Origin of the sequence: Pseudomonas sp. SIMBA_067 (genome assembly GCF_046534675.1) — a bacterium.
GTDB lineage: Bacteria > Pseudomonadota > Gammaproteobacteria > Pseudomonadales > Pseudomonadaceae > Aquipseudomonas > Aquipseudomonas putida.
Genome location: NZ_JAWRYH010000008.1, coordinates 178,385 through 203,840 on the forward strand (window position 1 = coordinate 178,385; position 25,456 = coordinate 203,840).

Consider the following 25,456-nt stretch of genomic DNA (forward strand, 5'->3'; position numbering starts at 1 on the left):
CCGCAAAATCATTGGGCGAAAAGGGCTCCATTATAGGCCCAGAACGCGCCAGCTTGAAACGCGGATGACATATGGCAAACCAAGCAATTACGGGGGCTGGATGCCGCTACAGGTCTATACAACCCGGTAATTGGGGCAGCCGCTCACCTGTAGGAGCGGCCTTGTGCCGCGAATGGGGCGCAAAGCGCCCCATGGGCCTGCCCAGGATTACATCAATGAAACAGCACCGCAGTCTTCTGCAAGGTAACCCACACCCCCCAGGCCAGCGGCACGACCACCACCGCCCAGGCCAGCAGCACCAACGGCAGGCTCCCCGGCGCCGCCTTCCACTCCAGCGACCGCGCCCCATCGGCACCCTTGTCATGGCTCAGCGCGCGCTCGGCCGCCAGTTCGGCATCGCTCATGAAGTGCTTGTCGGCCACAGGGCGCACCAGCATGTTGCAGATAAAGCCCAGCACCAGCAGGCCGGCGAGGATATACAAGGTCATGTCGTAAGCCGCTGCGCGCTCTACCCCCGCAGCCAGCTGAGACTCGCGCAGGTAAGTGATCAACACCGGCCCCAGCACGCCCGCCGCAGCCCAGGCAGTCAACAGGCGACCATGAATGGCGCCGACCATCTGCGTGCCGAACAGGTCAGCCAGGTACGCCGGCACGGTCGCGAAACCGCCGCCATACATCGACAGGATGATGCAGAACGCGGCCACGAACAGCGCCACGTTACCCAGGTGCCCCATGTTCGGCACCAGGCTGTAAAGGCCGACGCCCAAGGCGAAGAAGGCAAAGTAGGTGTTCTTGCGGCCGATGTAGTCGGAGAACGACGCCCAGAAGAACCGCCCGCCGATATTGAACAGGCTCAGCAGGCCGGTGAAGCCGGCGGCGATCGCGGCAATCTGTGCCAACTGGGCCGCATTCAGCTGGCTGAAGGTCAGTTCGTTGCCCAGCAATTTGCCGGCGAACACTTCCTGCAGCAGGGGCGACGCCATGCCGAGAATACCGATACCCGCCGACACGTTCAGGCACAGCACCAGCCAGATCAGCGCGAACTGAGGGGTTTTCCACGCCACACTGACATGTACATGGCGGTCGGTGACCATGGTGTTACCGGCTTTTTTCGCCGGGGCGCTCCAGCCTTCGGGCTTCCAGCCGGTCGGCGGCACTCGGTAAGCCAGCGCGCCGGCAGTCATGAACACGAAGTAGATCGCCGCCATCGCGACGAAGCTCTGCCATACGCCCACTTCGTGCTCGTTGCCAAAATGCCCCATCAGCGCAGTGGCCAGCGGTGCACCCACCATGGCCCCGCCACCGAAGCCCATGATCGCCATGCCGGTGGCCATGCCGCGTTTGTCCGGGAACCACTTGATCAGCGTGGACACAGGGGAGATATAGCCCAGGCCCAGGCCGATACCGCCGATCACGCCGGAGCCCAGCCACGTCAGCCACAGTTGGTGGGTTTTTACGCCAATGGCCGAGATCAGCATGCCGCCACACCAGCACAGTGCCGACACCAGGCCGGCCTTGCGCGGCCCGGCGTGCTCCAGCCAACCACCCAGTACTGCCGCGGAGCAGCCGAGGAAGACGAAGAACAGGGTGTAGATCCAGCTCAGCATCGAGATCGGCCAGTCGCATTCGGCGCTGAACAGGCGGGCAATGAAGCCCATGTCTGGCGCACAGGCGACGGGGGCAGTGATACCGAGGGCTTGCGACAACGGCAGCCAGAACACCGAAAAACCGTAGGCCATGCCGATGCACAGGTGGATGGCCAGGGCGGCTGGCGGGACCAGCCAGCGGTTGAAGCCCGGGCGGGCGATGATGCGCTCCTTCGACAGGAAGCCTGGCGCACTGGCCAAGGCCCCCGCCGCGACGGTACTGGTCATGGATCTGATCCTTCTTATAGGGTGGGTGCTCGCAAAGCGGCGCAAGATTAGCAGAGCCAAGTGGCGTGAAAGCAATCTGATATCGTGATTTTTCGCGTTGCTGAAACGGTCCTCTCTCCTGTGCCCGCGAAGAGGCCAGCACAGGTAAACATTTGCCCACCGAAAGCCGTACCATCTGCTTCAACCGTAGGAAAAGCCCTGTATCTCTAGTCGAATAAGCAGGGACAACCACCGCGGCGTTATACTCTGTCGCCTGAATTCACTAACGGACTACAAGGACTCGCCCATGAAAGCGTTCGGCAAAATCCTGGGACTGGGGCTTCTCGGGTTGCTGCTGATCATCGTGGCGCTGGGCTTCGCCCTGACCCACCTCTTTGATCCCAACGACTACAAAGACGAGATTCGCCAGTTGGCACGGGACAAGGCTCACGTCGAGCTGACCCTCAACGGCGACATCGGCTGGAGCCTGTTCCCGTGGCTGGGCCTGGAGTTGCACGAAGCAAGCATCGCCACCTTGGCCAAACCCAAGGAGCCGTTCGCCGACCTGCAAATGCTCGGCCTGTCCGTGCGTGTGCTGCCGTTGTTGCGCCGCGAAGTGCAGATGAGCGACGTGCGCGTCGAAGGCCTGAACCTGACCCTGGCCCGCGACGAGCAAGGCCATGGCAACTGGGAAGACATCGGCAAGCCGCTGCCCGCGCCGAACGGCACCCCTGCCGATGCGCAGGCCAATGCCCCCGCCCAAGCAACTGCCGAACAGAAGCCGGCGCCTGCGAACGGCAACGAGCGGGCCGTCAAGCTGGACATCGACAGCCTGACCGTGAACAACGCCCGCGTGCAGTACACCGATGCCAAGACCGGCCAGAGCTACAGCGCCGAGAGCATCCAGCTGAGCACGGGGCCGGTCCACGAAGGCGCCAACATTCCGCTCAAGGCCAGTGCCTTCATCAGCGCCAGCGAGCCGAACATCAAGGCCCGCACCGAACTGGCCGGCGAGCTGCGTTTCGACCGCAAGCTCAAGCGCTACAACTTCGAAGACATGCGCCTGTCGGGCGAAACCTCGGGTGAGCCAACCGGCGGCAAGACCGTGACCTTCGCCGCCCAAGGCCAGCTGCTGGTCGACCTGGCAGCCAATGTCGCCTCGTGGAACGGCCTGAAAGTCTCGGCCAACCAGCTGCGCGCCCTGGGCGAGCTGAATGTGCGCGACCTGGACAAGGCACCACAGCTGAGCGGTGGCCTGTCCATCGCCCAGTTCAACCTGCGCACCTTCCTCGACAGCATCGGCCGCACGCTGCCGGCCACCAACGACCCGGCAGCCTTCGCCAAGCTGGAGCTGGTGACCCGTCTGCAGGGCACAGCAAACAGCCTGGCCCTGGAAGACCTGGCCGTGAAGCTGGACGACAGTACCTTCAGTGGCCGTGTGGCCGTGGAAGACTTCGCCAAGCAGGCCCTGCGCCTGCAACTGAAGGGCGATACCTTCGACGCTGACCGCTACCTGCCAGCCAAAAGCGAAGAGGCCAAAGGCGCCACTGCCGCGCGCCAGGCCGAGGTCAAGCAGCAAGAAGCGAGCGCCGTGGCCGGTGCCGGCACCACACCACTGCCCAATGCCCCGACCCAGGTGGCCTGGAGCGACGACAAGCTGCTGCCGGTCGACCGCCTGCGCGCCCTCGACCTGCAAGCCGACCTGGCCTTTGGCTCGCTGACCGTGGACAAGCTGCCGATCGAAGACGCCCAGCTCAAGGCCATTGGCCAAGGCGGCCTGCTGACCCTGCAAACCCTGCGCGGCGAGCTGTACAACGGTACCTTCGAAGCCAAGGGCACGGTCGACGTGCGCCCTGCCGTACCGCAACTGGGTGTGAACACCAACATCCAGCGGGTGCCGGTAGAGCACTTCATCAAGACCGAAGGCACGGACCAGGTACCACCGGTCAAAGGCCTGCTGACCCTGACCAGCGACCTGACCGCCACCGGCAACAGCCAGAAAGCCCTGGTCGACACCCTCAATGGCAGCGCCAAGTTCACCATCAATGATGGCGTGCTGGTCAATGCCAACCTGGAACAGCAGCTGTGCCAGGCCATCGCCACCCTCAACCGCAAGACCCTGAGCGGCGAACCTCGCGGCAAGGACACCCCGTTCCAGGAACTGCGCGGCAGCCTGGTGGTGCGCAATGGCGTTGCCAGCAACCCGGACCTCAAGGCGCGCATCCCGGGCCTGACCGTCAACGGCCATGGCGACCTCGACCTGCGCGTGCTGGGCATGGACTACAACGTCGGCGTGATTGTCGAAGGCGACCAGCGCGCCATGCCGGACCCGGCTTGCCAGGTCAACGAACGCTACGTGGGCGTTGAAGTGCCGCTGCGCTGCCGTGGCCCGCTGGAGCTGGGCGCCAAGGCCTGCCGCCTGGACCAGGGCGGCATGGGCAAAGTTGCCGCCAAGCTGGCCGGCAACCGCCTGCAAGACAAGATTGATGAAAAGCTCGAAGAGAAACTCGGAGACAAAGTGAGCCCGGAAGTAAAAGACGCACTCAAGGGGCTGTTCAAACGATGAGCCCCGAGCAGTTCTCCAGCGCTGTGCTGGACTGGTACGACGAGCACGGCCGGCACGACCTGCCCTGGCAACAGGGCATCACCCCGTACCGGGTGTGGGTGTCGGAAATCATGTTGCAGCAGACCCAGGTCAGCACCGTGCTCAACTACTTCGACCGGTTCATGCAGGCCCTGCCAACCGTGCAGGCCCTGGCCGAGGCGCCGGAGGACGAAGTGCTGCACCTGTGGACGGGGCTGGGCTATTACACCCGCGCACGTAACCTGCAAAAGGCGGCAAAGATCGTCGTCGAGCGACATGGCGGCGAATTCCCGCGCAGTGTCGAGCAGCTCACCGAGCTGCCCGGCATCGGCCGCTCCACCGCCGGCGCCATCGCCAGCATCAGCATGGGCATTCGCGCGCCGATCCTGGACGGTAACGTCAAGCGCGTGCTGGCCCGCTTCACCGCCCAGGCCGGCTACCCTGGCGAGCCCAAGGTGGCCAACCAGCTCTGGGCCACGGCCGAGCGTTTTACCCCGCTGCAGCGCGCCAACCATTACACCCAGGCCATGATGGACATGGGTGCCACGCTGTGCACCCGCAGCAAGCCCAGTTGCCTGATCTGCCCGTTGCAGCGCGGCTGCGAAGCGCACCTGCACGGCGAAGAAACCCGCTACCCGGAGCCCAAGCCGCGCAAGGCGTTGCCACAACGGCGTACGCTGATGCCACTGCTGGCCAACCACGAAGGCGCCATCCTGCTTTATCGCCGCCCCTCCAGCGGCCTTTGGGGTGGTTTGTGGAGCCTGCCGGAGCTGGACGACCTCGCACAGCTCGACGACCTGGCCTATCAGCACGGCCTGCGCCTGGCAGGCAGCCGGGCCATGGCAGGCCTGACCCATACCTTCAGCCACTTCCAGCTGGCCATCGAGCCCTGGCTGGTGCGCGTCGACTTGGTCGGCGAGCACGTGGCCGAGGCCGACTGGCTCTGGTATAACCTCGCCACCCCGCCGCGCCTGGGCCTCGCCGCCCCGGTCAAAAAGCTGCTTGAACGCGCAGCCGACGAACTGATTGCAGGAGATGCCCGATGACCCGCACCGTGATGTGCCGCAAGTACAACGAAGAACTGCCAGGCCTGGAGCGCCCGCCCTACCCCGGCGCCAAGGGCCAGGACATCTTCGAACACATCTCGCAGAAAGCCTGGGCAGACTGGCAGAAGCACCAGACCATGCTGATCAACGAAAAACGCCTGAACATGATGAATGCCGAGGACCGCAAATTCCTCCAGGCAGAGATGGACAAGTTTTTCGCCGGCGAAGAATACGCCCAGGCGGAAGGCTACGTTCCACCGGCCGAATGACCCCAAAAATCGTAAGCGACGGAATTAATTTAAAATTTTTTCAAAAAGTCGTTGACGAGCGGTCCGGAAATCTATTTAATTCACCTCGTCGCCCAGATAGCTCAGTCGGTAGAGCAGAGGATTGAAAATCCTCGTGTCGGCGGTTCGACTCCGTCTCTGGGCACCACCTTCAGCTTCTGGTGGTTGCAAAGTTACCCGAAGCGACAACAAGAAACCCGCCTAGTGCGGGTTTTTTGTTGCCTGTGATTTGTGCTGTGCATACGGCAGCTATCCCACCTGCTGCCAAACCCGAACATGGCTTTACCCGGTAGAGCGTGGCAACACCTCGGCATGCAGCCTCACCCCAAGCGCTGCCATCACTTTCATGATGGTCGCCAGGCTCGGGTTACCTTCAGCGGACAGCGCCTTGTACAACCCTTCCCGCGTCAGCCCGGTATCACGTGCCAGTTGCGCCATGCCGCGAGCACGAGCGATATCACCCAGCGCAGCCGCAAGCAGTGCCGGATCGTTCTCTTCCAGGCAGGCTTCAAGGTACAAGGCCATGTCCTCTTCCGTCTTCAAATGGTCCACAACGTCCCATTTGGTCAGTTTGATATTTGTCATGGTGGCCTCCTAGAGGTCGCGAGCCATAGTAAGAGCAGATTTGATATCCCTGGCCTGGCTAGCTTTGTCGCCACCCGCCAGGAGGATGATCACTTCATGACTTCGCTGAACGAAATACACCCGATAGCCCGGACCATAGTCGATCCGAAGCTCGGACACTCCCTCAGCAACCGGCTTACAGTCCCCCATCCCTCCAAGCTCCACCCGACGCAAACGGAGGTTTATGCGAGCTTTTGCACGCGAGTCCCGCAAAGCAGCGAACCACCTTCGGTAGGTTTCGGTTTGAATTAATGTACGCATGGGGAGAAAATGTAAACCACAGTTAACACTACAGCCAATTGGCAGCTGTTTCAAACCGTTTATGAGCACGTGCATTCACTGGATTACCCACCAGGACCACAGCGCGGCCTATGCTCCGATGCACTGCTGGCGGGTCGGGCATCGCGGGGATTCGATGAGGATGAACCGATAGGCGTAGCCAGTTGATTGCCGGGGCTGCCTTTCAGCCCCTTTGCACAACACTTGGGTTTCCCCTGCAACTGCGCTTCAATACGCGCACTTTTCAGACACCCCAAGGATTCACCCCATGGCCACCCCTACCAAGCAACAGAAACGCGCCAAGCGCGCCGCCAGCAAGGCCAAGCAGAACCGCATGGTACGCAGCGGCCAGGCGGTCAAGCCCAGTGCCGGCGACAGCGCCAGCGTCGAGCAGGTGTACAACAAGGCGATGGAGTCGGGCAGCTACGACGCGATGTTCGAGAAGATGAAGGAAGCCCAGGCAGGCGGCCTGGTGCCGATGATCTCGGTGTTCCTGGTGGACCCGCTGCTGGCCCTGGTGCTCAAGGGGCACAAGGAAGAGCACGCTACCGACTACATCGTGCTGGTGTTCAATGCCTACCGCAAATGGCTGGACGGCGCTGACGAAGAGGCCACCATGGCCTGGCTGGAAAGCGATGAGTTCCAGGATGCCTACATCACCGCATCCGAACTGGTGGCCAAGCAGCAGCAACAGCAGAAGCAGTTTGGCTGACAGGGCCATTTAACCTGCAAGGCCCCTATCGCCGGCAAGCCAGCTCCCACAGGTTCATGACAGGCCTGAGTGCAGCAAGATTCCTGTAGGAGCCGGCTTGCCGGCGATAGGGCCGGTACAGGCAACAAAAAAAGGCCGCACCCTTCACAGGGCGCGGCCTTTTCATTTCAGCCAGCGCGGATCAGTTATCCAGCGCCACCCGCCCGGCAGCTTCGCGCTTGCGGTGCACCAGCAAGCCAGCCGCTACCACACCAATGCTCAGCAACGCAGTCGCGATGATCTCCGCACGGTGATCCTCACGCAGCGCCATTACCACAAGAATGGCAACGATAAAGGCAATGGTCGCCCAGGTCAGGCCCGGGAACAGCCACATCTTGAAGGCAATCTTCTCGCCACTGGCTTCACGCTTGGCACGCATGCGCAGCTGCGAAATGGCAATCACCAGGTACACCAGCAGCGCAATGGCACCAGAACTGGCCAGCAGGAATTCGAACACCTGGGCCGGGGCCACGAAGTTGGCGAACACGCAGAGGAATGCCGCTGCAGTGGACAGCAATACCGCCACGTACGGGGTCGCCGCCTTGGTGGTGCGCTGGGCGATGGCTGGGGCGTCGCCACGCTTGCTAAGCGAGAACAGCATGCGCGAAGAGGTGTACAGCGCCGAGTTCAGGCAGCTGGTCACGGCAATCAGCACGACGATGTCGACAATCAGCTTGGCATTCGGCACGCCGATACGGCTCAGCACGGTCTGGTAGGAACCGGTTTCGGCCAGGGCAGGGTCGTTCCACGGCACCAGGGCAACGACCAGGAAGATCGACACCAGGTAGAACAGGCAGATACGCCAGATGACCGAGTTGGTGGCGCGGCTGATCTGCTTGCCCGGGTCCTTCGACTCGGCAGCGGCGATGGTGACAATTTCGGTACCCATGAACGAGAACATGGTGGTCAGCATGGCTGCCAGCACTGCGCCCAGGCCGTTAGGCATGAAGCCTTGGGTGTCGAACAGGTGGCTGGCACCGCTCACCTGGCTGCTCGGCACAAAGCCGAACAAGGCCGCACAGCCCACGGCGATGAAGCCGATGATCGCCAGCACCTTGAGCAGGGCGAACCAGAACTCGAACTCACCGTAGTTCTTCACGCTGCACAGGTTGGTCAGGGTAAGCGCCAGGGTAATGATGAGGGAGAAGGCCCACAGGTCAACTGCAGGGAACCAGGCATGCAGAATGGCCGCGGCGGCGTTGGCCTCCAGCGGTATCACCAGCACCCAGAACCACCAGTACAGCCAGCCAATGGTAAAACCGGCCCAACGCCCGATGGCGCGGTCGGCATAGGTTGAGAACGAACCGGTGTCTGGCGAGGCGACCGCCATTTCACCCAGCATGCGCATGACCAGCACGACCAGCGTACCGGCGGCGGCGTAAGCCAGCAGCACGGCCGGGCCGGCAGCTGCGATGGCGTGGCCGGAGCCTACGAACAGGCCGGCACCGATGACGCCAGCGATGGACAGCATGGTCACATGCCGTTGTTTGAGCCCCTGAGCGAGGTCATTGGAATTGTTACCGCTCATTGAAACTACCTTTGTAAGGAGTGGACCACTCCGACTGCGGAAACGGAGCGCGCCAGGGGTTGACCTAGGCGTCGCTGCAATCGGCGGTTTCCTACTGGCAATAAGCGCGCCACCTGCTGAATGCATTCGTCAGAAAATTCTGCGGGCCTTTTAGGACGCGGTTTGGAGGGCTTTCGGCCAGACCTTGACCGAAAGGACGCCAAATCGTCGGATTACTGAAATACCCACTTACAAACGCACCAAAGGTGCTCCCCGGTAACACCTGTGCACCAACGCAATGCCAAAAAGTGCAACCTTGAGGTACAACCGTTCAGCCTGCCTGCGTATTCGCGGGTAGCCCCGCTCACACTGGAGTGGCCTGACCTAAAGGTCGGGTTTACCCCTCGAATGGGCCAAAACCGCTTCCATGAGCAGGCTAAAGCTGGCACCATCGCGCCTTTTTTCATCAAGGCTCTGGTGCTGGGCGACACCTTCGCGGACATCTGCGCGACGTTGCGCTGCAGCGATGCGACAAACTGCCCCACCAGTGCCCCGAGTCCCTGGCAACCCTGTTGGCCGCCATAATGCCGCTATGCTAGCTTGGCGCACGCCAGGAAGGCAGCCAATAGCTGGGAACGCACCCGAACACATGAGGACCGCACATGGCTCAGGCCACGCCCGCGCTGGAAATCCGCAATCTGCACAAACGCTACGGCGAGCAGGAAATTCTCAAGGGCATTTCGCTGACCGCACGCGACGGTGACGTGATCTCCATCCTGGGGTCGTCCGGCTCCGGCAAGTCCACCCTGCTGCGTTGCATCAACCTGCTCGAGAACCCGCACCAGGGCGAAATCCTGGTGGCCGGCGAAGCCCTCAAGCTCAAGGCTGCCAAAAACGGCGACCTGGTCGCCGCCGACAACCGCCAGATCAACCGCCTGCGCAGCGAAATCGGCTTTGTCTTCCAGAACTTCAACCTGTGGCCGCACATGTCGATCCTCGACAACATCATCGAGGCGCCACGCCGCGTGCTCGGCCAGAGCAAGGCCGAGGCCATCGAAGCCGCCGAAGCGCTGCTGAACAAGGTTGGCATCTACGACAAGCGCCACAGCTACCCCGCCCAGCTTTCCGGTGGCCAGCAACAGCGTGCCGCCATTGCCCGTACCCTGGCCATGAAGCCTAAAGTCATCCTGTTCGACGAGCCCACTTCGGCCCTCGATCCGGAAATGGTCCAGGAAGTGCTAAACGTTATCCGCGCATTGGCCGAAGAAGGCCGTACCATGCTGTTGGTAACGCACGAGATGAGCTTTGCCCGCCATGTGTCCAGTGAAGTCGTCTTCCTGCACCAGGGCCTGGTCGAAGAGCAGGGATCGCCGCAGCAGGTCTTCGAGAACCCGAACTCGGCGCGTTGCAAGCAATTCATGTCAAGCCACCGCTAACGGAGCAATACATGCACACTTACAAGAAGTTCCTCCTGGCAGCTGCTGCCACGCTGGTGATGTCGGCAAACGCCATGGCCGCAGAAAAACTGCGCATGGGTATCGAAGCCGCCTACCCACCGTTCAACAACAAGGATGCCAGCGGTAACGTGGTTGGTTTCGACAAAGACATCGGCGACGCCCTGTGCGCCAAGATGAAAGTCGAATGCTCGGTCGTCACCTCCGACTGGGACGGCATCATCCCGGCCCTGAACGCCAAGAAGTTCGACTTCCTGGTGTCTTCGCTGTCGATCACCGACGAGCGCAAGCAGGCCGTGGACTTCACCGAGCCGTACTACTCCAACAAGCTGCAGTTCATCGCACCGAAAAACGTCGACTTCAAGACTGACAAAGAGTCGCTGAAGGGCAAGGTCATCGGCACCCAGCGTGCAACCCTGGCCGGCACCTACCTTGAAGACAACTTCAAGGGCGTCGACGTCAAGCTGTACGACACCCAGGAAAACGCCTACCTGGACCTGGTGTCCGGTCGCATCGACGGCATCCTGGCCGACAAGTACGTGCAGTACGAGTGGCTGAAGAGCAAAGACGGCTCGAACTTCGAGTTCAAGGGCGAGCCGGTGATGGACAGCGACAAGATCGGCATTGCCGTGCGCAAAGGTGACACCAAGCTGCGCGACGACCTGAACAAAGCCCTGGCCGAAATCAAGGCCGACGGCACGTACAAGAAAATCAACGACAAGTACTTCCCGTTCAGCATCGAATGACCCGCCCTGACCGGCGCGCCCACGTGGCGCGCCAGTCCCTAAAATGACCTGCCCATGAATATCGACCTGCACGGATTCGGTCCGGCCATGATGGCCGGCACCCTGATGACCGTAAAACTGGCGCTTTGCGCCTTGCTGCTGGGGCTGGTGCTGGGCCTGCTCGGCGCCCTGGCCAAGACCTCCCCGCTCAAGCCGCTGCAATGGCTTGGCGGCTTCTACTCCACCCTGGTTCGCGGCGTGCCGGAACTGCTGTGGGTGCTGCTTATCTATTTCGGCACCGTCGGGCTGATGAACAGCCTCGGCGAAGCCCTGAACATGCCGGGCCTGGAGCTTAGCGCCTTCGCGGCGGGTGTAATCGCCCTGGGCCTGTGCTTTGGCGCCTACGCCACCGAAGTGTTCCGTGGCGCCATTCTGGCGATCCCCAAGGGCCACCGTGAAGCTGGCCTGGCGCTGGGCCTGTCCAAGGGCCGCATCCTTTCGCGGATCATCCTGCCGCAGATGTGGCGCATCGCCCTGCCCGGCCTTGGCAACCTGTTCATGATCCTGATGAAGGACACCGCCCTGGTGTCGGTGATCGGTCTGGAAGAAATCATGCGTCACTCGCAAATTGGCGTGACCGTGACCAAGGAGCCGTTCACCTTCTACATGGTCGCGGCCTGCATCTACCTGGGCCTGACCGTCATTGCCATGACCGGCATGTACTTCATGGAAAAACGCGCCGCTCGCGGCTTTGCGAGGGCTGAATAATGAATTGGGAAGTCATCTTCAAATGGCTGCCGCGCCTGGCCGAGGGTGCGGTCCTGACCCTGGAGCTGGTAGCCATTGCCGTGGTTGCCGGTTTGATCCTGGCCATCCCGCTGGGCATCGCCCGCTCCTCGCGCCGCTGGTACGTGCGCGCCGTGCCGTTCAGCTACATCTTCTTCTTCCGCGGCACGCCGCTGCTGGTGCAGCTGTTTCTGGTCTACTACGGCCTGGCGCAGTTCGATGCGGTGCGTTCCAGCTCGCTGTGGCCGTACCTGCGCGATCCGTTCTGGTGCACGGTGCTGACCATGACCCTGCACACCGCCGCGTACATTGCCGAGATCCTGCGCGGCGCCCTGCAGTCGATCCCCAAAGGTGAGATTGAAGCGGCGCGGGCGCTGGGCATGTCACGGGGCAAGGCGCTGTTCTACATCATGCTGCCCCGTGCTGCGCGCATCGGCCTGCCGGCGTACAGCAACGAAGTGATCCTGATGCTCAAGGCCAGTGCGCTGGCCAGTACTGTGACCCTGCTGGAACTGACCGGCATGGCCCGTACCATCATCGCCCGCACCTACCTGCCGGTGGAAATCTTCTTTGCCGCAGGCGTGTTCTACCTGGTGATCTCGTTCCTGCTGGTACAAGGCTTCAAGCTGCTGGAGCGCTGGCTGCGCGTGGATGCCTGCCAAGGGCGCTGACATCTCCTGGCCTTCTTCGCGGGCATGCCCGCGAAGAGGCCCTAAAAACCAACACACATCTACCCATGTCCAACCACCTCCACAGCCACCACCTAAGCACCCGCTTCCAGGCCCTCGACCAGTTCCTGATCGAGCACCAACAGCTGTGGAAACCCCGCCCCTTCACCACCCTGCAACTGGCCTGGGAAACCACCCACCCAGAGCTTGCCGCCCACCTGCGCCAATGTTCCCTGGCAGACGCCGAAGCCGACAGCGCCGCTGACCGCTTGCCCGCGCCCTTCCCGCAACTGGCCGAACAAGCCCAAAAGCTCGCCGCCCTCGGCAGCCTCCCTCAAACCGACTTGCCACCTGCCGCTCACCGCCTGGACGTCGCCGTCCCCGGCCGCAAATGGCAGCAGATCGAAGCCTTCGCCAGCCACCTGGCCTTCCGCGACCCGCCACACCACTGGCTGGACTGGTGCTCCGGCAAAGGCCACCTCGGCCGTCGCCTGCTACAACCCGGCCAGCAGTTGACCTGCCTGGAATACGACGCCGAACTAGTCGCCGCCGGCCAGGCCCTGAGCGCCCACCATCACTTGCCAGCACAGCACGTACACCAGGATGTGATGGCCAGCGGCAGCGCCCGCCACCTGGCTAGCGACAAAAGCGTGGTCGCCCTGCACGCCTGTGGCGACCTGCATGTACGCCTGATGCAGCTGGCCAGCCAGCAAGGTTGCCGGCAACTCGCCGTAGCCCCCTGCTGCTACAACCGCATCGCGGCGCCGCAGTACCAAGCGTTATCCACAGCCGCGCAGGCATCGAGGCTGCAGCTGTCGCTGGACGACCTGGGCCTGCCCCTGAGCGAAACCGTCACCGCCGGCGCCCGCGTGCGGCGCCAGCGCGACACCTCGATGGCCCGGCGCCTGGGCTTTGACCTGCTGCAACGCCAGCAGCGCCAAAGCAGCGAATACCTGCCAACGCCGTCGCTGCCGGTAGCCTGGCTGGAAAAGCCCTTCGAGCAATACTGCCGCGACCTGGCCGACCTCAAACAGCTGCCCTTGACCGGCAACCCGGACTGGGCCGCCCTCGAGGTCGCCGGCTGGCAGCGCCTGGCCGAGGTACGCAACCTGGAGCGCGTACGCAACCTGTTCCGCCGGCCGCTGGAGTTGTGGTTGGTACTCGATCGCGCCCTGTTCCTCGAAGAACAAGGCTACGCCGTTCGCCTGGGCCTGTTTTGCGACTATCCACTGACCCCACGCAACCTGCTCATCCTCGCGGATCGCGACCGTTAGCCGCAGCACACCCTGTGGATAAGTCTGTGAACAAGCTTTTGATTACCTGTTGGATCCAAGCGCTATTTCAAGCGTTTGGCTTATTCCGGGTTGCAGCTCAAGGCCAGTAAAAACAGGCGTTTGCGCAAAGACCAGCGGCGTAGCGATCCGGCATGCCTTTCGCGCAAGTCCCAGATGCCACTTGTGCATAAACATTTCCTGTGGTTAGCGCAAGCGGCTTTTGCGGGAGCAAAAAATTCAGTGCGCCTTACCTTTGGCGATCTCGATATCGTTCATCAGCGCCTTGGCCATGTCGCACAGATAATCGGCAGCACCCAGGAATTTATGGTCGTCTTCCATATCTCCCTCACGCACCAAGTGCTTGATGTAGCCCATCAGGATCGAGACATGCTCGTAGGCAGCATCCACAGGGACACCGGGCTCCACGCGTAGCAGATTGAGGGATGGGTTACCGGCAGCGAGGAAGGTTTCCACGCCTGCGGTGGTGACTGGCTCATCTTGTTTCATGGCAAATCCTCATTCACGAAAGGAGGCTGCCAAAAATCTTTCTCACGGATTTGGGGCGGCAGCCGTACGCGGGGTGAGAAACCGAGTGAATAAGGAAGCCCGGCCAGACCGAGGTCTGCCCACGTACGGCCACCATGACAGGTAGCGCTTATTCAAAGTCGGGCTCTCACACCCGGTCGCCTGAGCGACCCGAAAACGGTATCTGTGAGCCACTTCCCCGACAACAGCGATACTTCGGCGGCGCGCGTAGGATACTTCCGAAGCATCCAAACCCAGAAGCTTTTGGCCCCATGGTTCAGAATTTCCTTACGCAAATTGCCGCACTCACACGATCCCTGTGGGAGCGGGTTCACCCGCGAAGAGGCCCTATCAGGCAACACAAGGCTAATGCCCCACCGCCGTAACGGTGTATCATCCGCCCCCCAAATCATTAAAAAGTGACGTCGCGCGCTGCCCGCCAGCCTCGCGGCCTTCTGGCGTTGCGCCAGAACCGACAATGGACCAACGGACCTGACCATCGTGACCCAAGCCAAACCCCTCGCCCTGTTGACCCTCGCCCTAACCCTGACCGGCTGCGCCGGCGGCACCTCGCCTCACCCAACCAGCAACCTGGGCTGGAACCACCCCGGTATGCAACTGGGCGGCGACAACGGCCTGCCCCTGCGCACCGAAAGCCCCTGCCGCAAGCGCGGCTGCGACAACGACAAGTTGTTCTTCAACCCGGGCAAAAGCGAGCCAAGCGTCAACACCATCCACCGCGGCTGGTAGGAAAATTCTCCTTTTAGGCCGGTGACTTAGGTCTTTTGCGAACATTCGCAAGGAAGTGGTTTACAGGCGCCAAACGATCGTTATAATGACGCCCCATTGCCGGTATAGCTCAGATGGTAGAGCAACTGACTTGTAATCAGTAGGTCCCGGGTTCGATTCCTGGTGCCGGCACCATACGCAGTATCAAAAAAGGCTCACCGAAAGGTGGGCCTTTTTTGTTTTCCCCCCGCAGCCCCCAAGCCCCTGCCTTCCAGATGCCCTGAAGCCACCACGATCGGTGTAGGAGCTGGCTTGCCTGCGATGGGCTGCGCAGCAGCCCCAACCCCCCGATAATCACAACCTGATGGAGCCCGTTTCTGGAGGCAAACCGCGATGAGCATGTGTGACACAGCATCAGTTCGCGAACCAGGCGCCTGAGAATCTCACGCGCCTCAGCAGTGCCATGCGAACCGAGTAGCCCGCCGCATTCTTCCTCAAGCTCGCTATGAAGTTATCCACCGATCGCACTAGTCCCAGCGGCTTCATTGGAACGAGGCTACAGAACTGCCCCGCTCCCATGCACCTAACCTTATTAAAAGCCAATGGCACAGTGATCCTGATGGTCACGCTGAGCGCAATTGGCCAGAAACCGCCAGTCGCAGCAGAAGCCTGATCTGGCCTGGACTGGTGCCGAAGCGACGCAGATCTATCGTCCAGAACCACAACCGTGGCTTACCTGTGCTAGTTCAATCTCCTTATAAGGTATCACTTCATGACATCTTAACGCCTATAAGGTACTACTTAATGAACTCTTAACTCCCTGCAAAATTCTCTTAGTGTGCGATTGGTAGTACCTTATCCTCTGTAGGATGTCGGTTGGTGCCACCTTATGAAAGAATTTTTCCCTGTTCAAAGCACCTCGGTGCTTCACCGTATAGGCCTTCTGATGAAGGAGGCTCGTCTTCGCATGAGAATGCGGCAAGCTGACCTTGCGGACCTGGCTGGAATTTCTCTCCGCACTGTTCGTCACCTCGAGAGGGGTAAGGCTGACGGTGTTTCGTTGCGCGATTTCATGCTCGCGCTGTTCACCGTTGGAATCTCTGACCGGGTTTTCCAGGCGCTGATCGATGACCCTGCGCTTGATCTCAACTCTTTAGAAACCAACACGACCAAGCGCGTAAAGTTGCCGCGCAGCAACGCGGAGGACTTCTGATGTCACGCGCTTACATCTACATGGAGTGTCCGGAAACAGGTGAGACTGTGACGTTGGGTAGGCTGACCCTTGCTGGTCGCACGGGAACCTTCGTCTATGCGCCGGAGATCGTGGATGCCAAGCGTTGGGTGCCCGACCCGATACGATATCCGCTCTCCGCTCGACCCTTTCCGGTACATAAGAATGGCGGTGTTCCTGGGTTCATTGATGATGCGATGCCAGATGGCTGGGGGGAACGACTGCTGGGCCGCACCCTAAAGGGAGAACTCACTCCGATCCAGCTCCTGCTGCTGTCTCCCAACGAAGATCGCGCCGGAAATATCATGGCTGGCGAAGTTCGCACACCGCGGCCAGGCATAGGCGAAAGGCCGGTGAAAATGCTTGAAGCCAAAGGGCTCGATCACTTCATAGAGGTTTGCGCTGCGATCTATGACAGCCAGCTGAGCGCAGAGCAGCTGGAGGCATTGAGAATACGGGATCAGCGCTCAGCAGTGGGTGGTGCCAGGCCCAAGCGTACGTACCGTTTTGATCACAAGCTGGTTCTAGCTAAGCCACGCGATAAATTTGATCACTACGACCTACCGAAATTTGAGTATGCCTGCATGACTTTTGCGGCTACCAAGGGAATGAGTGTCGCCCGGACAGCACTCCATCAAAGTGAAAAAGGCAACACGCTGCTAGTAGAGCGATTTGACCGAAAATGGTCAGAGAATGATGCGCGGTTTCGGCGCATCCCGATGATGAGTGGCTTAACTCTTCTCGATGCCGAATGGCATGCGCAGCGCAACAATGGGTGGATCTACGCGGCGCTCGCCGATGAGTTGTACCGCAGAGGCGCGCCAGATGCTGATAGGCAGGAGCTCTACAGGCGAATGGCCTATAACGCTCTCGTAGGGAACAGTGACGATCATCCTCGTAACCACGCTGTGATATGGCAGGAAGGCGCTTGGCGCCTCTCGCCAATGTATGACGTTCTTCCAGTACTGGGAGAGGGGCCTGCACAGGGACTGTCAATGGATGTTGGTATCAACGGTCCCCTTCTAAGTCGAGCCAACTTGCTTAGCCAGCATAAGCATTTTGCACTGACGGAAGATGAGGCGGCAGGCATATTGGATGAGGTCGCCTCTTGGGAGTCGGAGCTGATGGAACACTATGCAATGCATTTGGCTGGGGCTGAGCTGGATGCGGCGGTGGATGCAACAAGCTGCGAGAGACTGCTGGCTTAGGGGCGGGCTGCGAAGGCCACTCCCGAAAGCTTGGTGCTTGCTTTCGATCCAGCAGCCCCCTCTCAAACCCTCCGCCCCCCCCGCCGCACCTCTTTATCGGCATACATCAACTGATCTGCCGCTTTAAGCGCGGCCTGCAGCGAAGTCGCAGCGGGATCAACACTCGTAATACCAAAACTCGCACCCGCGTAATCGAACCGGCAGTCGTCAAACTCGTAGCTACCAATCAGCAGCGGCACCAGCCGTCTGCGCATCGCTGCTGCAGTTTTGGCCATTTCGTCCGGGTGGACAGAAGCGGTCAAGCCGATCACAACGAACTCGTCGCCGCCCCAGCGCCCAAGTTCATCCGACGCCCGCAATCCACCCTGCAGGCGCCGGCTGCTTTCGATCAGGAACTTGTCCCCCACCTCGTGCCCGTACGTGTCGTTGATCGCCTTGAATTCATCGAGGTCGATAAACGCCACCAGCACCCCCTGCCCCGTTCGCTTCGCCAACGCGAAATGCCGATGCAAGGCAGCCAGGATTGCACGCCGATTCTTCAACCCGGTCAGCGCGTCATAGTTTGCCGCATAGCGTTCTTCCTGGCGGCGCAACAGCATCTGCCCGGCCACACGGCTGGAGAGCAAGATCAAGATCAACCCGAGCGCTGCTACAGAGGCACCGGTCCAGTAATACTGCTGACGCATCGGCTGCAGGTGATCAAGCTTTGCCAGCGTCAGCAGCTGATATTGCGCGTCGTTCAGAGGCTGGCGATGCACCAGATAAGGGTGCCCGTCAATGAGCCATTGATTGGCCTGACCCGCGTCTGCCACAGCGCGGATATCCATGGGCTCGCCCGGCTCTTCGTCGCCATCCAGAGGCCTGCGAATATCGGGCGGGAGCAGTGTCACCACGTTACGCAGCATGAAAAGTTCGCTGGACGCGGTGGTCACACGGCCCTGACGGTTCACTATCAAGGCAATGTGACGCCCTGTCAGGTAAAGGGCGATGTCCGGGGCGTCGAACTTGACCGTGACAGAGCCGAGTGGCTTGCCGTCAGCATCGTCGATGCGGCTGGCGACGAAATAGGAGGGGGTTTTGTTCAAGCGGGCGATGCCGAACATCTCACCACTGCCGGTGCGCAATGCGTCGATGAGGTAGGCCCTGCCCGTATAGATCTGGCCAACGATGCTGAATGACTCCGCCCAGTTGCTGGCCGTCACCGTATCGTCTGAGAGATTGTTCATGTAGATACGGCCATAGTGGAGATCGCTGGCCAATCTATCCATGAAATCACCCACGCTTCGCACCAGCGGGTCACGGGTGAACTTCGAAGCGCGCTCCTCACGCGTGAGTGCGGCGAAGCCGGGCGGATCATGGCGATATCGGGCAGCGAGTTGGATCACTTCGCTTTGACGGGCCACCATGTTGGCCACGCTGGCCATTTCGGTGAACAGGCGGTCTACGATTCGCCCCGTAATCTGGGCTTCGTATTCGGCGCCTGCCGCCAGGTTGTCGAGTTCTTCTGCCGTAAGGTGCTGTGTTATCCAGCCGCCAAGGCTTGCCACAAGTGCCAACCAGACGACCACAACGCCCATCGTCACCCGGCGCACGATGGAAGGGATGTCCCTGCGTTGCCGCCGTTGCGGCGGATCGTAACTCACGCCGCGCTTGCCGGCTGAATGGTGCTCCAAAGCAACTCCTTTTGCGCTAAAGCAAAGTGCATTATCGACCCTGCGATACCCCACCACCGCGGGGCTCGCAAGATTGTAAAACACTCACCTCAGTGTATTGACAGAACGTCTACACCAATACAGCCACCATGGCTATGGCTGGTCCGGCAACCCTGCACAAATTGAGAGGTTTTTTATGCCTGGTCGCTTCATATGGAGCATTCGGTCAAGCAAAGGCTTTGATTTCAAACCACCCCATGCATGAAGAACTCAACCGGTACACTGAAAAACTCAGCAAAGCCCTTTATCTGGGCAACCGTCATCTTTCGCTTGTTGTTCAGAATCTCGGATACCGCGCTCTGGGTCGCTATCGCCGACAGGTCCTTCTGCTTCACGCCCCTGTCCGACAGCAGAAAGGCCAACGCTTCGGCCTGGCTCGCGAACGGCACCAATACAGACTCACTCTCATACTCGTAGACGCGGTCCGCTACCATCTCCGCAAAGCGTGCCGCAGCGTGGCCTTCACTGTCCGCACGGGAGTAGAGCTCGTCGATCAATGTCATGCGTGCCTCAAGCTCGGCATCGTCCTTGATGGGGTCATGGCAGGCGGCTAGAAGCTGGGCCATGGTTGCCATCTGAGTGTTCAGGCCATCGAGCATGGGTGAAATATTAGCGATGAAGGCATCTAGTCCATTGGCTTCGATTTTATCCCGCTTCATGTTGTCACCTGTCGAATTGAAATATCGCGCGGCCCAGGTTGCTACCTGATATCGCTTCTGCACCATTTGTCGTACTCGGCGTGCGACAGAATGGCCTTGATGTAGAGAGTGCCCGTTCGCGCATTGAGCCACGCGATCAGGCGGCATTCGTTTTTCTTGATATCGAACACGTAGATATCAAGCGGCCCTTTGCGGCTGGCGGGCCTGAGTTTTGAGTGGGGGATGCGATCAACATTCCAGCCAGACACAGTGGCCCACGTCTGCCTCAACTGTTCAAAAGATTCAAACCGCAGCGTCGCCCTGTCGAAGGTCGTCAGCCACAGGCTTAGGGGCGCTTTCCACTGGCCGTAGGCTTCAATCGCCTTGGTTACCGCCGCTTTGGTTATGACCCGCATTGTGTTGTCCCGGCGCACCAACATAGGGTGGAAAATATCTCTGATCCAGATATCTGTCAACCAGATATCTGGATGCGCGATGTACGGTGACCTGGCGATCGCCAATGGATTGATGCCCGTCAAACGAAGGGCTGGGCGAGGGGTTTACCTTCGGATCAGGCAGCCCTGAGGGAGGATGAACATGGCCAAGAGATTCCCCACAAACCCTCGCCACCCCGAGCGTATCTGCTGGGGTTGCGACCTGTACTGCCCTGCCAAGGCGCTAGCCTGTGGCAATGGCGCAGACCGGACCATGCATCCGGTGGAGCTGTTTGGCGAGGATTGGGATAGCTTCGAGGGCCAGTTGGAGAAGCCGGTTGATCTAGGGCAAGCGGTAGAGCCCAGGTAAGAAAGGGCCGCTTGGCGGCCCAGCGCAGGCCTTGAACCCAGCGCTGGTTCTGTGGGAGCGGGCGATGCGCGTGCAGGCACCGGCTTCGCCGGTGTTCGCGGGTGAACCCGCTCCTACAGGTACAGCGCCAGGCCTTGTGGAAGGGCTTGATCAGAACGCGGTGCTTACCGTCAACGACAGGTTACGCGGGTCGCCATAAATCGCCCCGGCATAGAACCCGTACTGGCTGTAGTAGTGCTTGTCGAACAGGTTGTTGGCATTGAGGCTGACACTGGTGTTGTCGGTCAGCTGGTACTTGGCCATGGCATTCCAGATGGCATAACCGGACCAGTTCACGTCAGTGGCACCATTGCTCACACCGTTCGTGGGCTGGCCAGCTGGGCTGGAGATGGCGCGGATGTTGGTCTGCGCAGTCACGCCGGCGCCCAGGGTCAGGCGGTCGAGCGGGCCGCTCAGGCGGTAGGTGGTGGAGGCCTTGAACAAGTGCGACGGGTCGCTGCGGCCGTCGCTGTCGACGCGGCGGAAGTGCAGGTAGGTGTAACCGGCGTAGACGTTCCAGTTGGGCGTCAGCGCGCCTGCGACTTCCAGGTCGATACCGTCGGTTTCCTGCCCGGAGCCGGCCTTGTAGGCGCTGCCGCCGGTCGGGGTGGTCAGGTCGCCGTCCAACACGGCCTTGTTTTCCTGCTTGGTGCGGAAGTACGCCGCCGAGGCGTTCAGACGGCCATCGAACCACTCACCCTTGATACCTGTTTCGTAGCTCTGCCCACGAATCGGCTCGACCTTGCTACCGCTGCTGGTTTCAGAGGTTTGCGGGGTGAAGATGTCGGTGTAGCTGGCATATACCGAGTAGTTGTCGTTGAGGTCATACACCGCGCCCAGGTAGGGGGTGACGATGCCGTTCTCTTCCTGGCTGCTACGCTCGCCGGCCACGCTGCGGGCGACCGAAGAATAGTTGCTGGTGCGCACGCCAACGATCACCGACAACGGGTCGGTAATGCTCAGGCGGGTGGCGGCGTACATGCCCTGCAGGCGGGTGGTGGTTTTGCTGTGAAGGCCGGTGCGCGAGGCGATGAGGTCGTAGTCGTCATCTACGCCATTGTGCCAGTCGGTCACCGGGAAGCCGTTGTTGGCGCGGAACTGGCAACCCACTGCAGGCGCGCTGGTCATGCCGTCGCCGACCATGGTGCAGGTGTACTGAGGCGACCAGCCGACGGTGCGGCTGTCGTTGTAGCCGACCATGGCCTGGTGGGTGCGGCCGAACAGCTGGAACGGGCCGGACAGGTCGATTTGCGCGGACTGCTGGGTGGTGTCGCTGGAGCTGTGCAAACCATTCAGTACGGCGCCGCTGCCGTCCTGGTCCCAATAGCCGCCGTAGCTGCCGCGCCCAGCCGAGTTCACCTTGGCAAGGCCGCGATGGTTCAGGGCTTCGGTGGTGGCCTGGGCGGCTTTCAGGTCCAACGTCCAGTCGTTGTCGAAGCGGTGCTCGAGCGAACCGAACGCAGTGCGGGTGGTGTACTCGCCAAAGCTCCAGCTGGGCACCACGTTGGTGCTGCGCGGCAAGTCGGTCTTGCTGCCGTCGCGGTACCAGATCGGAACGTTGGCGCCCCAGCCGCCCCCCACGACCTTGTTGTATTCATACTGGTAACCGGCGCCCAAGGTAGTGGCGTCGTCCAGGTCGAACTCGAAATTGGCCAACGCGGCGCGGGAACGTTCGGACTGGTTGTCGCGGAAGGAGTTGGCATCCTGCTGGGTCATCACGAAGCGCGAACGCAGGCGGCCATCTTCGGACAGCGGCAGGTTCAAGTCAGCACCCAGACGACGCTTGTCCCAGCTGCCGTAAGTGGCATAGGCACTACCGCCGAAGGTTTTGGTGGGTGCCTTGCGGATCAGGTTGACGGTGGCGGAGGGGTCGCCGGTGCCGCCCAGCAGGCCGTTGGCGCCGCGCACGATGTCGATGCGTTCGTACAGGTCCATGTTCAGTGCGTTGCCACTGCCGCTGAAGTCGGAACCGCCCTGGGTCTGCAGGCCGTCGACCTTCCAGTTGCTGATCGAGTAGCCCCGGGCACGGTAGTCGGTACGCCCACCCACCTCGGACTTGTTGGCCGTTACGCCTGGCGTGGTTTCCAGCGCCTGCTCGATGGTGTGGATGTCGCGGTCATCCATCTGCTGGCGGGTAATGGTGGTGACCGATTGCGGCGTCTGGCGTGGCGTCAGCGCCAGGCCGGTGGAGCTACGGGTGCTCTCGACCGTGTAGCCTAGCAGGCCAGCATCGTCGGCCGGCAGCAGAGCGCTGTCTTCGATCTGCGTGGCGTCCAGCTCCAGAGGTTTGCCATCGGCAGCCATGGCCCCGCCACTGATGGCGACGGCAACGAAGAACGCCAGCGGCTTGAGGCGATTGCCACTTTGGCTGATGGGGGTGAACACTTGCGGGATACGCTTGGGATTCATTTGGGAAGGCTTCGTATTTGCAGATGATTTTTTGTTAGGATTCTAGGGATCGGCCCTCCCGGCTCCAGACCCGACATGTACGGGGATGTAATTGAACGTAACGAGCGCCACCGGCCCTCACCGAACAGGTGTTTTCCCGCATGAGCACGACCTTGCTGGTTGTCGACGATGACGACGAGATCCGCGAACTTCTTTGTGATTACCTGACCGATGCCGGCTACAACGTGCTAGCCGCAGCCGATGGTGAGCAGATGCGCGAACAGTTGGTCCGGCACAAGGTGGACCTGGTGGTGCTCGACCTGATGCTGCCGGGTGAAGATGGCCTTAGCCTGTGCCGCCAGTTGCAAGCGACGCCAGGCCTGGCGGTGATCATGCTGTCGGCCAAGGGCAGCACGCTGGACCGCATCATCGGCCTGGAAGTGGGTGCCGACGACTACCTGGCCAAACCTTTCGAGCCCCGCGAGCTGATCGCCCGGATCAAGGCCGTGCTGCGTCGCCCGCAACGCCTGGATACCCCCGCCGAAGAGCGCGCCGTGGTGGATGCGCAGCTGTTCGCCGGCTTTCGCCTTGAACACGTCAAGCGGCTGCTCACCCGCCCCGATGGCGAAACCCTGACCCTGCCGCGCTCCGACTACCGCGTGCTGCGCCAACTGCTGGAAGCCAACAACCGGGTGGTCTCCCGCGACCAGCTGACCCGCAGCGCGTTTGGCCGCGACCACCTGCCCGACGACCGTTCGGTGGACATGTGCGTCAGCCGCCTGCGCCAGCAACTGCGGCGTGCGCCAGCAGGTGCCGCGCAAATCCTCACCATCCGCAATGAAGGCTACCTGCTGAGTATCGCCAGCCTCGCGGCCGATGCCTGACATGCGCTGGCTTCGCCGGCTGTGGCCGCGCACCTTGTTTGGCCAGCTGCTGCTGATCATGATCAGCGGCACGCTGGTGATCCAGTTGATGTCGAGCAGCATCTGGTTCGATGTGCGTTTCGCCCAGGTACTGGAGGCGCCCATTCGCCTGATCGCCGTGCGCAGTGCCCCCCTGATCGCCCAGGCCAATTGCCAGGCCGGCACGCTGAAGGTGCCCGCGCACTATCAGTTGCGCTGCGCCGAAACGCTACCCACACCTGAACATGACGAGCGCCGGGGGCGCAGGCGCGTCGAACTGTTGCTACAGCAGGCCCTCAAGTACGAACTGGGGCATGCCCAAGACGTGCGCCTGCTGAAGGTGCGACTGACCGATGAGCTGGGCCAGCCGATTGTCTGGCGCAGCCTGTTCGGCCTGCGTACGGCCCAGGCGCATGTGCAGTTCGCGGTGCCGTTGGCCGACGGCCACTGGCTGACCATCGAGGGCCAGGAACTGCAGGGCTGGAGTGGCGAATCGGCCTGGGTGCTGATCAGCGACTACCTGTTGCGGGTGTATGCGCTGCGGATTGTCGCGGTATTGCTGGTGTGCCTGATTGCCGTGCGCCTGTGCCTGCGCCCGTTGCGGCGCCTGGCCGACGCAGCGCGCGGCCTGGGCGGCAACCTCGAGCAGCCTCCCCTGGCACTGGATGGCCCGGAAGAAGTGCGCCAGGCGGCCCAGGCGTTCAACGCCATGCAGCAGCGGCTGATTGCCATGGTCAATGACAAGGCCTACTTCCTGGCCGCCGTGTCCCACGACCTGCGCACCCCGCTGACCCGCATGCGCCTGCGCCTGGAGCGCCTGCCGGACGACGAACACCGCCAGCGCCTGCGGCAGAACATTACCCAGATGGACGACATGATTGGCCAGGTACTCGATTACCTGCGCGCGGGCGAGCAGCTGAATTTGCAGCAGGTGGACCTGGACCGGCTGGTGGCACGCCAGTGCGCCCAGCTGGCCAGCGCCGAAGAAGCGCTGCCGGTGCATGGCAAGGTGGGGTGTTCGCAGGTGGATGCCCTGTTGCTGCAACGCTGCCTGCAAAACTTGTTGGTCAATGCGTTGCGCTACGCGAAGGACATCTCGGTCACACTGGAACGGGCTGTAGATGGGGTGTTCATCCACATCAACGACCGCGGGCCGGGGATTGCGCCGGGCCTGCTGACAACCATCACCGACCCGTTCGTGCGTGGTGAAGGGTCGCGCAACCAGGCATCCGGCGGGTATGGGCTGGGGTTGAGCATTGCCCAGCGGATTGCCAACAGCCATGGCGGTGAGCTGATGGTGGCGAACCGCGAAGGCGGTGGGTTGCGGGTCAGCATACTGCTGCCTGGCTAACGCTATTTTTCTGTGGGACTGCGCAATCAGGTAACAGTCTTTTACCGATTACCCAGGTTTTCCCCTCCCCGCCTTTGCCTATCCTATGCCC

At 61.3% G+C, this 25,456-nt stretch carries 24 protein-coding genes and 2 tRNA genes; 17 read left to right on the plus strand and 9 right to left on the minus strand.

The window, feature by feature from the left end:
• Positions 1–212 precede the first annotated feature (212 nt).
• Entirely contained in the window at positions 213–1,874 is a 1,662-nt protein-coding gene (locus SB765_RS18680) for an OFA family MFS transporter (RefSeq protein ID WP_410931727.1), read from the minus strand.
• A 286-nt stretch (positions 1,875–2,160) separates the two neighbouring features.
• On the opposite strand from SB765_RS18680, the gene SB765_RS18685 reads away from it, so the two are divergent.
• The 4 genes from SB765_RS18685 to SB765_RS18700 all read left to right on the plus strand — a co-directional run bounded on the left by SB765_RS18685 (position 2,161) and on the right by SB765_RS18700 (position 5,918).
• Entirely contained in the window at positions 2,161–4,419 is a 2,259-nt protein-coding gene (locus SB765_RS18685; RefSeq protein WP_410931728.1) for an AsmA family protein, read from the plus strand.
• On the plus strand, positions 4,416–5,483 hold the full coding sequence (gene mutY, locus SB765_RS18690; protein WP_410931729.1) for an A/G-specific adenine glycosylase: 1,068 nt from the start codon (positions 4,416–4,418) through the stop codon (positions 5,481–5,483). The genes SB765_RS18685 and mutY overlap by 4 nt, the downstream gene beginning before the upstream one ends.
• The gene (locus SB765_RS18695; RefSeq protein ID WP_086976938.1) at positions 5,480–5,752 is read left to right on the plus strand and encodes an oxidative damage protection protein; all 273 of its coding nucleotides are present in this window, start codon (positions 5,480–5,482) and stop codon (positions 5,750–5,752) included. The genes mutY and SB765_RS18695 overlap by 4 nt, the downstream gene beginning before the upstream one ends.
• 90 nt (positions 5,753–5,842) lie before the next feature.
• A tRNA-Phe gene (locus tag SB765_RS18700) sits at positions 5,843–5,918 on the plus strand.
• Between the two features lie 134 nt (positions 5,919–6,052).
• On the opposite strand, the gene SB765_RS18705 is transcribed toward SB765_RS18700, so the two are convergent.
• Positions 6,053–6,355: an addiction module antidote protein gene (locus tag SB765_RS18705; RefSeq protein WP_341797328.1), complete on the minus strand. Its 303-nt coding sequence runs from the start codon at positions 6,353–6,355 to the stop codon at positions 6,053–6,055.
• A gap of 9 nt (positions 6,356–6,364) precedes the next feature.
• Complete coding sequence (locus SB765_RS18710) at positions 6,365–6,655, minus strand: type II toxin-antitoxin system RelE/ParE family toxin (RefSeq protein WP_341798850.1); 291 nt, start codon at positions 6,653–6,655, stop codon at positions 6,365–6,367.
• 286 nt (positions 6,656–6,941) lie between these two features.
• Between SB765_RS18710 and SB765_RS18715 the strand changes: the two genes are divergently transcribed.
• Positions 6,942–7,385, plus strand: a complete 444-nt coding sequence (locus tag SB765_RS18715; RefSeq protein WP_236197905.1) for a hypothetical protein — start codon at positions 6,942–6,944, stop codon at positions 7,383–7,385.
• A gap of 181 nt (positions 7,386–7,566) precedes the next feature.
• Here SB765_RS18715 and gabP read toward each other — a convergent pair whose 3' ends face one another.
• The gene (gene gabP / locus SB765_RS18720; RefSeq protein ID WP_258654705.1) at positions 7,567–8,952 is read right to left on the minus strand and encodes a GABA permease; all 1,386 of its coding nucleotides are present in this window, start codon (positions 8,950–8,952) and stop codon (positions 7,567–7,569) included.
• 641 nt (positions 8,953–9,593) lie between these two features.
• On the opposite strand from gabP, the gene SB765_RS18725 reads away from it, so the two are divergent.
• From SB765_RS18725 to SB765_RS18745, 5 genes are all read left to right on the plus strand, one after another.
• Positions 9,594–10,367: an ABC transporter ATP-binding protein gene (locus SB765_RS18725; RefSeq protein ID WP_016484496.1), complete on the plus strand. Its 774-nt coding sequence runs from the start codon at positions 9,594–9,596 to the stop codon at positions 10,365–10,367.
• 11 nt (positions 10,368–10,378) lie between these two features.
• Complete coding sequence (locus tag SB765_RS18730) at positions 10,379–11,131, plus strand: ABC transporter substrate-binding protein (protein ID WP_003255747.1); 753 nt, start codon at positions 10,379–10,381, stop codon at positions 11,129–11,131.
• A 54-nt stretch (positions 11,132–11,185) separates the two neighbouring features.
• Positions 11,186–11,878 carry an ABC transporter permease gene (locus tag SB765_RS18735; protein ID WP_016497593.1) on the plus strand — a complete coding sequence of 231 codons (693 nt, stop codon included), beginning with the start codon at positions 11,186–11,188 and terminating at the stop codon, positions 11,876–11,878.
• A complete protein-coding gene (locus tag SB765_RS18740; RefSeq protein ID WP_016484493.1) occupies positions 11,878–12,567 on the plus strand; it encodes an ABC transporter permease in 690 nt (229 codons plus the stop codon). Before SB765_RS18735 ends, SB765_RS18740 begins: the two co-directional genes overlap by 1 nt.
• A 65-nt stretch (positions 12,568–12,632) precedes the next feature.
• Positions 12,633–13,838 (plus strand): methyltransferase, encoded by a 1,206-nt coding sequence (locus SB765_RS18745; protein WP_410931730.1) that lies wholly within the window; start codon positions 12,633–12,635, stop codon positions 13,836–13,838.
• Positions 13,839–14,075: 237 nt separating this feature from the next.
• On the opposite strand, the gene SB765_RS18750 is transcribed toward SB765_RS18745, so the two are convergent.
• Positions 14,076–14,345, minus strand: a complete 270-nt coding sequence (locus SB765_RS18750; RefSeq protein ID WP_016497590.1) for a DUF3077 domain-containing protein — start codon at positions 14,343–14,345, stop codon at positions 14,076–14,078.
• A gap of 519 nt (positions 14,346–14,864) precedes the next feature.
• Here SB765_RS18750 and SB765_RS18755 point away from each other — a divergent pair.
• The 4 genes from SB765_RS18755 to SB765_RS18770 all read left to right on the plus strand — a co-directional run bounded on the left by SB765_RS18755 (position 14,865) and on the right by SB765_RS18770 (position 17,531).
• Positions 14,865–15,113 (plus strand): hypothetical protein, encoded by a 249-nt coding sequence (locus SB765_RS18755; RefSeq protein WP_410931731.1) that lies wholly within the window; start codon positions 14,865–14,867, stop codon positions 15,111–15,113.
• 98 nt (positions 15,114–15,211) lie between these two features.
• A tRNA-Thr gene (locus SB765_RS18760) sits at positions 15,212–15,287 on the plus strand.
• Positions 15,288–15,981: 694 nt separating this feature from the next.
• Positions 15,982–16,305 carry a helix-turn-helix domain-containing protein gene (locus SB765_RS18765; RefSeq protein ID WP_410911114.1) on the plus strand — a complete coding sequence of 108 codons (324 nt, stop codon included), beginning with the start codon at positions 15,982–15,984 and terminating at the stop codon, positions 16,303–16,305.
• A complete protein-coding gene (locus tag SB765_RS18770) occupies positions 16,305–17,531 on the plus strand; it encodes a type II toxin-antitoxin system HipA family toxin (RefSeq protein ID WP_410931732.1) in 1,227 nt (408 codons plus the stop codon). The genes SB765_RS18765 and SB765_RS18770 overlap by 1 nt, the downstream gene beginning before the upstream one ends.
• Before the next feature lie 62 nt (positions 17,532–17,593).
• Here SB765_RS18770 and SB765_RS18775 read toward each other — a convergent pair whose 3' ends face one another.
• The 3 genes from SB765_RS18775 to SB765_RS18785 all read right to left on the minus strand — a co-directional run bounded on the left by SB765_RS18775 (position 17,594) and on the right by SB765_RS18785 (position 20,420).
• A complete protein-coding gene (locus tag SB765_RS18775; protein WP_410931733.1) occupies positions 17,594–19,204 on the minus strand; it encodes a diguanylate cyclase in 1,611 nt (536 codons plus the stop codon).
• Positions 19,205–19,428: 224 nt separating this feature from the next.
• Positions 19,429–19,902, minus strand: a complete 474-nt coding sequence (locus SB765_RS18780; protein WP_410931734.1) for a helix-turn-helix domain-containing protein — start codon at positions 19,900–19,902, stop codon at positions 19,429–19,431.
• A 41-nt stretch (positions 19,903–19,943) separates the two neighbouring features.
• Positions 19,944–20,420: a type II toxin-antitoxin system HigB family toxin gene (locus tag SB765_RS18785; RefSeq protein WP_410931735.1), complete on the minus strand. Its 477-nt coding sequence runs from the start codon at positions 20,418–20,420 to the stop codon at positions 19,944–19,946.
• A 58-nt stretch (positions 20,421–20,478) separates the two neighbouring features.
• Here SB765_RS18785 and SB765_RS18790 point away from each other — a divergent pair, with 58 nt between their 5' ends.
• Positions 20,479–20,685, plus strand: coding sequence for a DUF3079 domain-containing protein (locus SB765_RS18790; RefSeq protein WP_410931736.1), 207 nt, complete (start codon positions 20,479–20,481; stop codon positions 20,683–20,685).
• A gap of 150 nt (positions 20,686–20,835) precedes the next feature.
• Here the strand turns inward: SB765_RS18790 and SB765_RS18795 are convergent, their stop codons facing one another.
• Positions 20,836–23,133, minus strand: coding sequence for a TonB-dependent siderophore receptor (locus SB765_RS18795; RefSeq protein WP_410931737.1), 2,298 nt, complete (start codon positions 23,131–23,133; stop codon positions 20,836–20,838).
• Positions 23,134–23,273: 140 nt separating this feature from the next.
• Between SB765_RS18795 and SB765_RS18800 the strand changes: the two genes are divergently transcribed.
• Positions 23,274–23,996 carry a response regulator gene (locus tag SB765_RS18800; protein ID WP_341797323.1) on the plus strand — a complete coding sequence of 241 codons (723 nt, stop codon included), beginning with the start codon at positions 23,274–23,276 and terminating at the stop codon, positions 23,994–23,996.
• A gap of 1 nt (position 23,997) precedes the next feature.
• Entirely contained in the window at positions 23,998–25,365 is a 1,368-nt protein-coding gene (locus tag SB765_RS18805) for a sensor histidine kinase (protein ID WP_410931738.1), read from the plus strand.
• The last annotated feature ends 91 nt before the right edge of the window (positions 25,366–25,456 follow it).

Coding starts and splice junctions, on each gene's coding strand:
- SB765_RS18710 (WP_341798850.1), bottom strand. CDS start 6,655: ATGCGTACATTAATTCAAACCGAAACCTACCGAAGGTGGTTCGCTGCT.
- SB765_RS18795 (WP_410931737.1), bottom strand. CDS start 23,133: ATGAATCCCAAGCGTATCCCGCAAGTGTTCACCCCCATCAGCCAAAGT.
- SB765_RS18790 (WP_410931736.1), top strand. CDS start 20,479: ATGGCCAAGAGATTCCCCACAAACCCTCGCCACCCCGAGCGTATCTGC.
- SB765_RS18725 (WP_016484496.1), top strand. CDS start 9,594: ATGGCTCAGGCCACGCCCGCGCTGGAAATCCGCAATCTGCACAAACGC.
- mutY (WP_410931729.1), top strand. CDS start 4,416: ATGAGCCCCGAGCAGTTCTCCAGCGCTGTGCTGGACTGGTACGACGAG.
- SB765_RS18805 (WP_410931738.1), top strand. CDS start 23,998: ATGCGCTGGCTTCGCCGGCTGTGGCCGCGCACCTTGTTTGGCCAGCTG.
- SB765_RS18745 (WP_410931730.1), top strand. CDS start 12,633: ATGTCCAACCACCTCCACAGCCACCACCTAAGCACCCGCTTCCAGGCC.
- SB765_RS18765 (WP_410911114.1), top strand. CDS start 15,982: ATGAAAGAATTTTTCCCTGTTCAAAGCACCTCGGTGCTTCACCGTATA.
- SB765_RS18750 (WP_016497590.1), bottom strand. CDS start 14,345: ATGAAACAAGATGAGCCAGTCACCACCGCAGGCGTGGAAACCTTCCTC.
- SB765_RS18800 (WP_341797323.1), top strand. CDS start 23,274: ATGAGCACGACCTTGCTGGTTGTCGACGATGACGACGAGATCCGCGAA.
- SB765_RS18770 (WP_410931732.1), top strand. CDS start 16,305: ATGTCACGCGCTTACATCTACATGGAGTGTCCGGAAACAGGTGAGACT.
- SB765_RS18780 (WP_410931734.1), bottom strand. CDS start 19,902: ATGAAGCGGGATAAAATCGAAGCCAATGGACTAGATGCCTTCATCGCT.
- gabP (WP_258654705.1), bottom strand. CDS start 8,952: ATGAGCGGTAACAATTCCAATGACCTCGCTCAGGGGCTCAAACAACGG.
- SB765_RS18740 (WP_016484493.1), top strand. CDS start 11,878: ATGAATTGGGAAGTCATCTTCAAATGGCTGCCGCGCCTGGCCGAGGGT.
- SB765_RS18705 (WP_341797328.1), bottom strand. CDS start 6,355: ATGACAAATATCAAACTGACCAAATGGGACGTTGTGGACCATTTGAAG.
- SB765_RS18680 (WP_410931727.1), bottom strand. CDS start 1,874: ATGACCAGTACCGTCGCGGCGGGGGCCTTGGCCAGTGCGCCAGGCTTC.
- SB765_RS18715 (WP_236197905.1), top strand. CDS start 6,942: ATGGCCACCCCTACCAAGCAACAGAAACGCGCCAAGCGCGCCGCCAGC.
- SB765_RS18695 (WP_086976938.1), top strand. CDS start 5,480: ATGACCCGCACCGTGATGTGCCGCAAGTACAACGAAGAACTGCCAGGC.
- SB765_RS18735 (WP_016497593.1), top strand. CDS start 11,186: ATGAATATCGACCTGCACGGATTCGGTCCGGCCATGATGGCCGGCACC.
- SB765_RS18685 (WP_410931728.1), top strand. CDS start 2,161: ATGAAAGCGTTCGGCAAAATCCTGGGACTGGGGCTTCTCGGGTTGCTG.
- SB765_RS18730 (WP_003255747.1), top strand. CDS start 10,379: ATGCACACTTACAAGAAGTTCCTCCTGGCAGCTGCTGCCACGCTGGTG.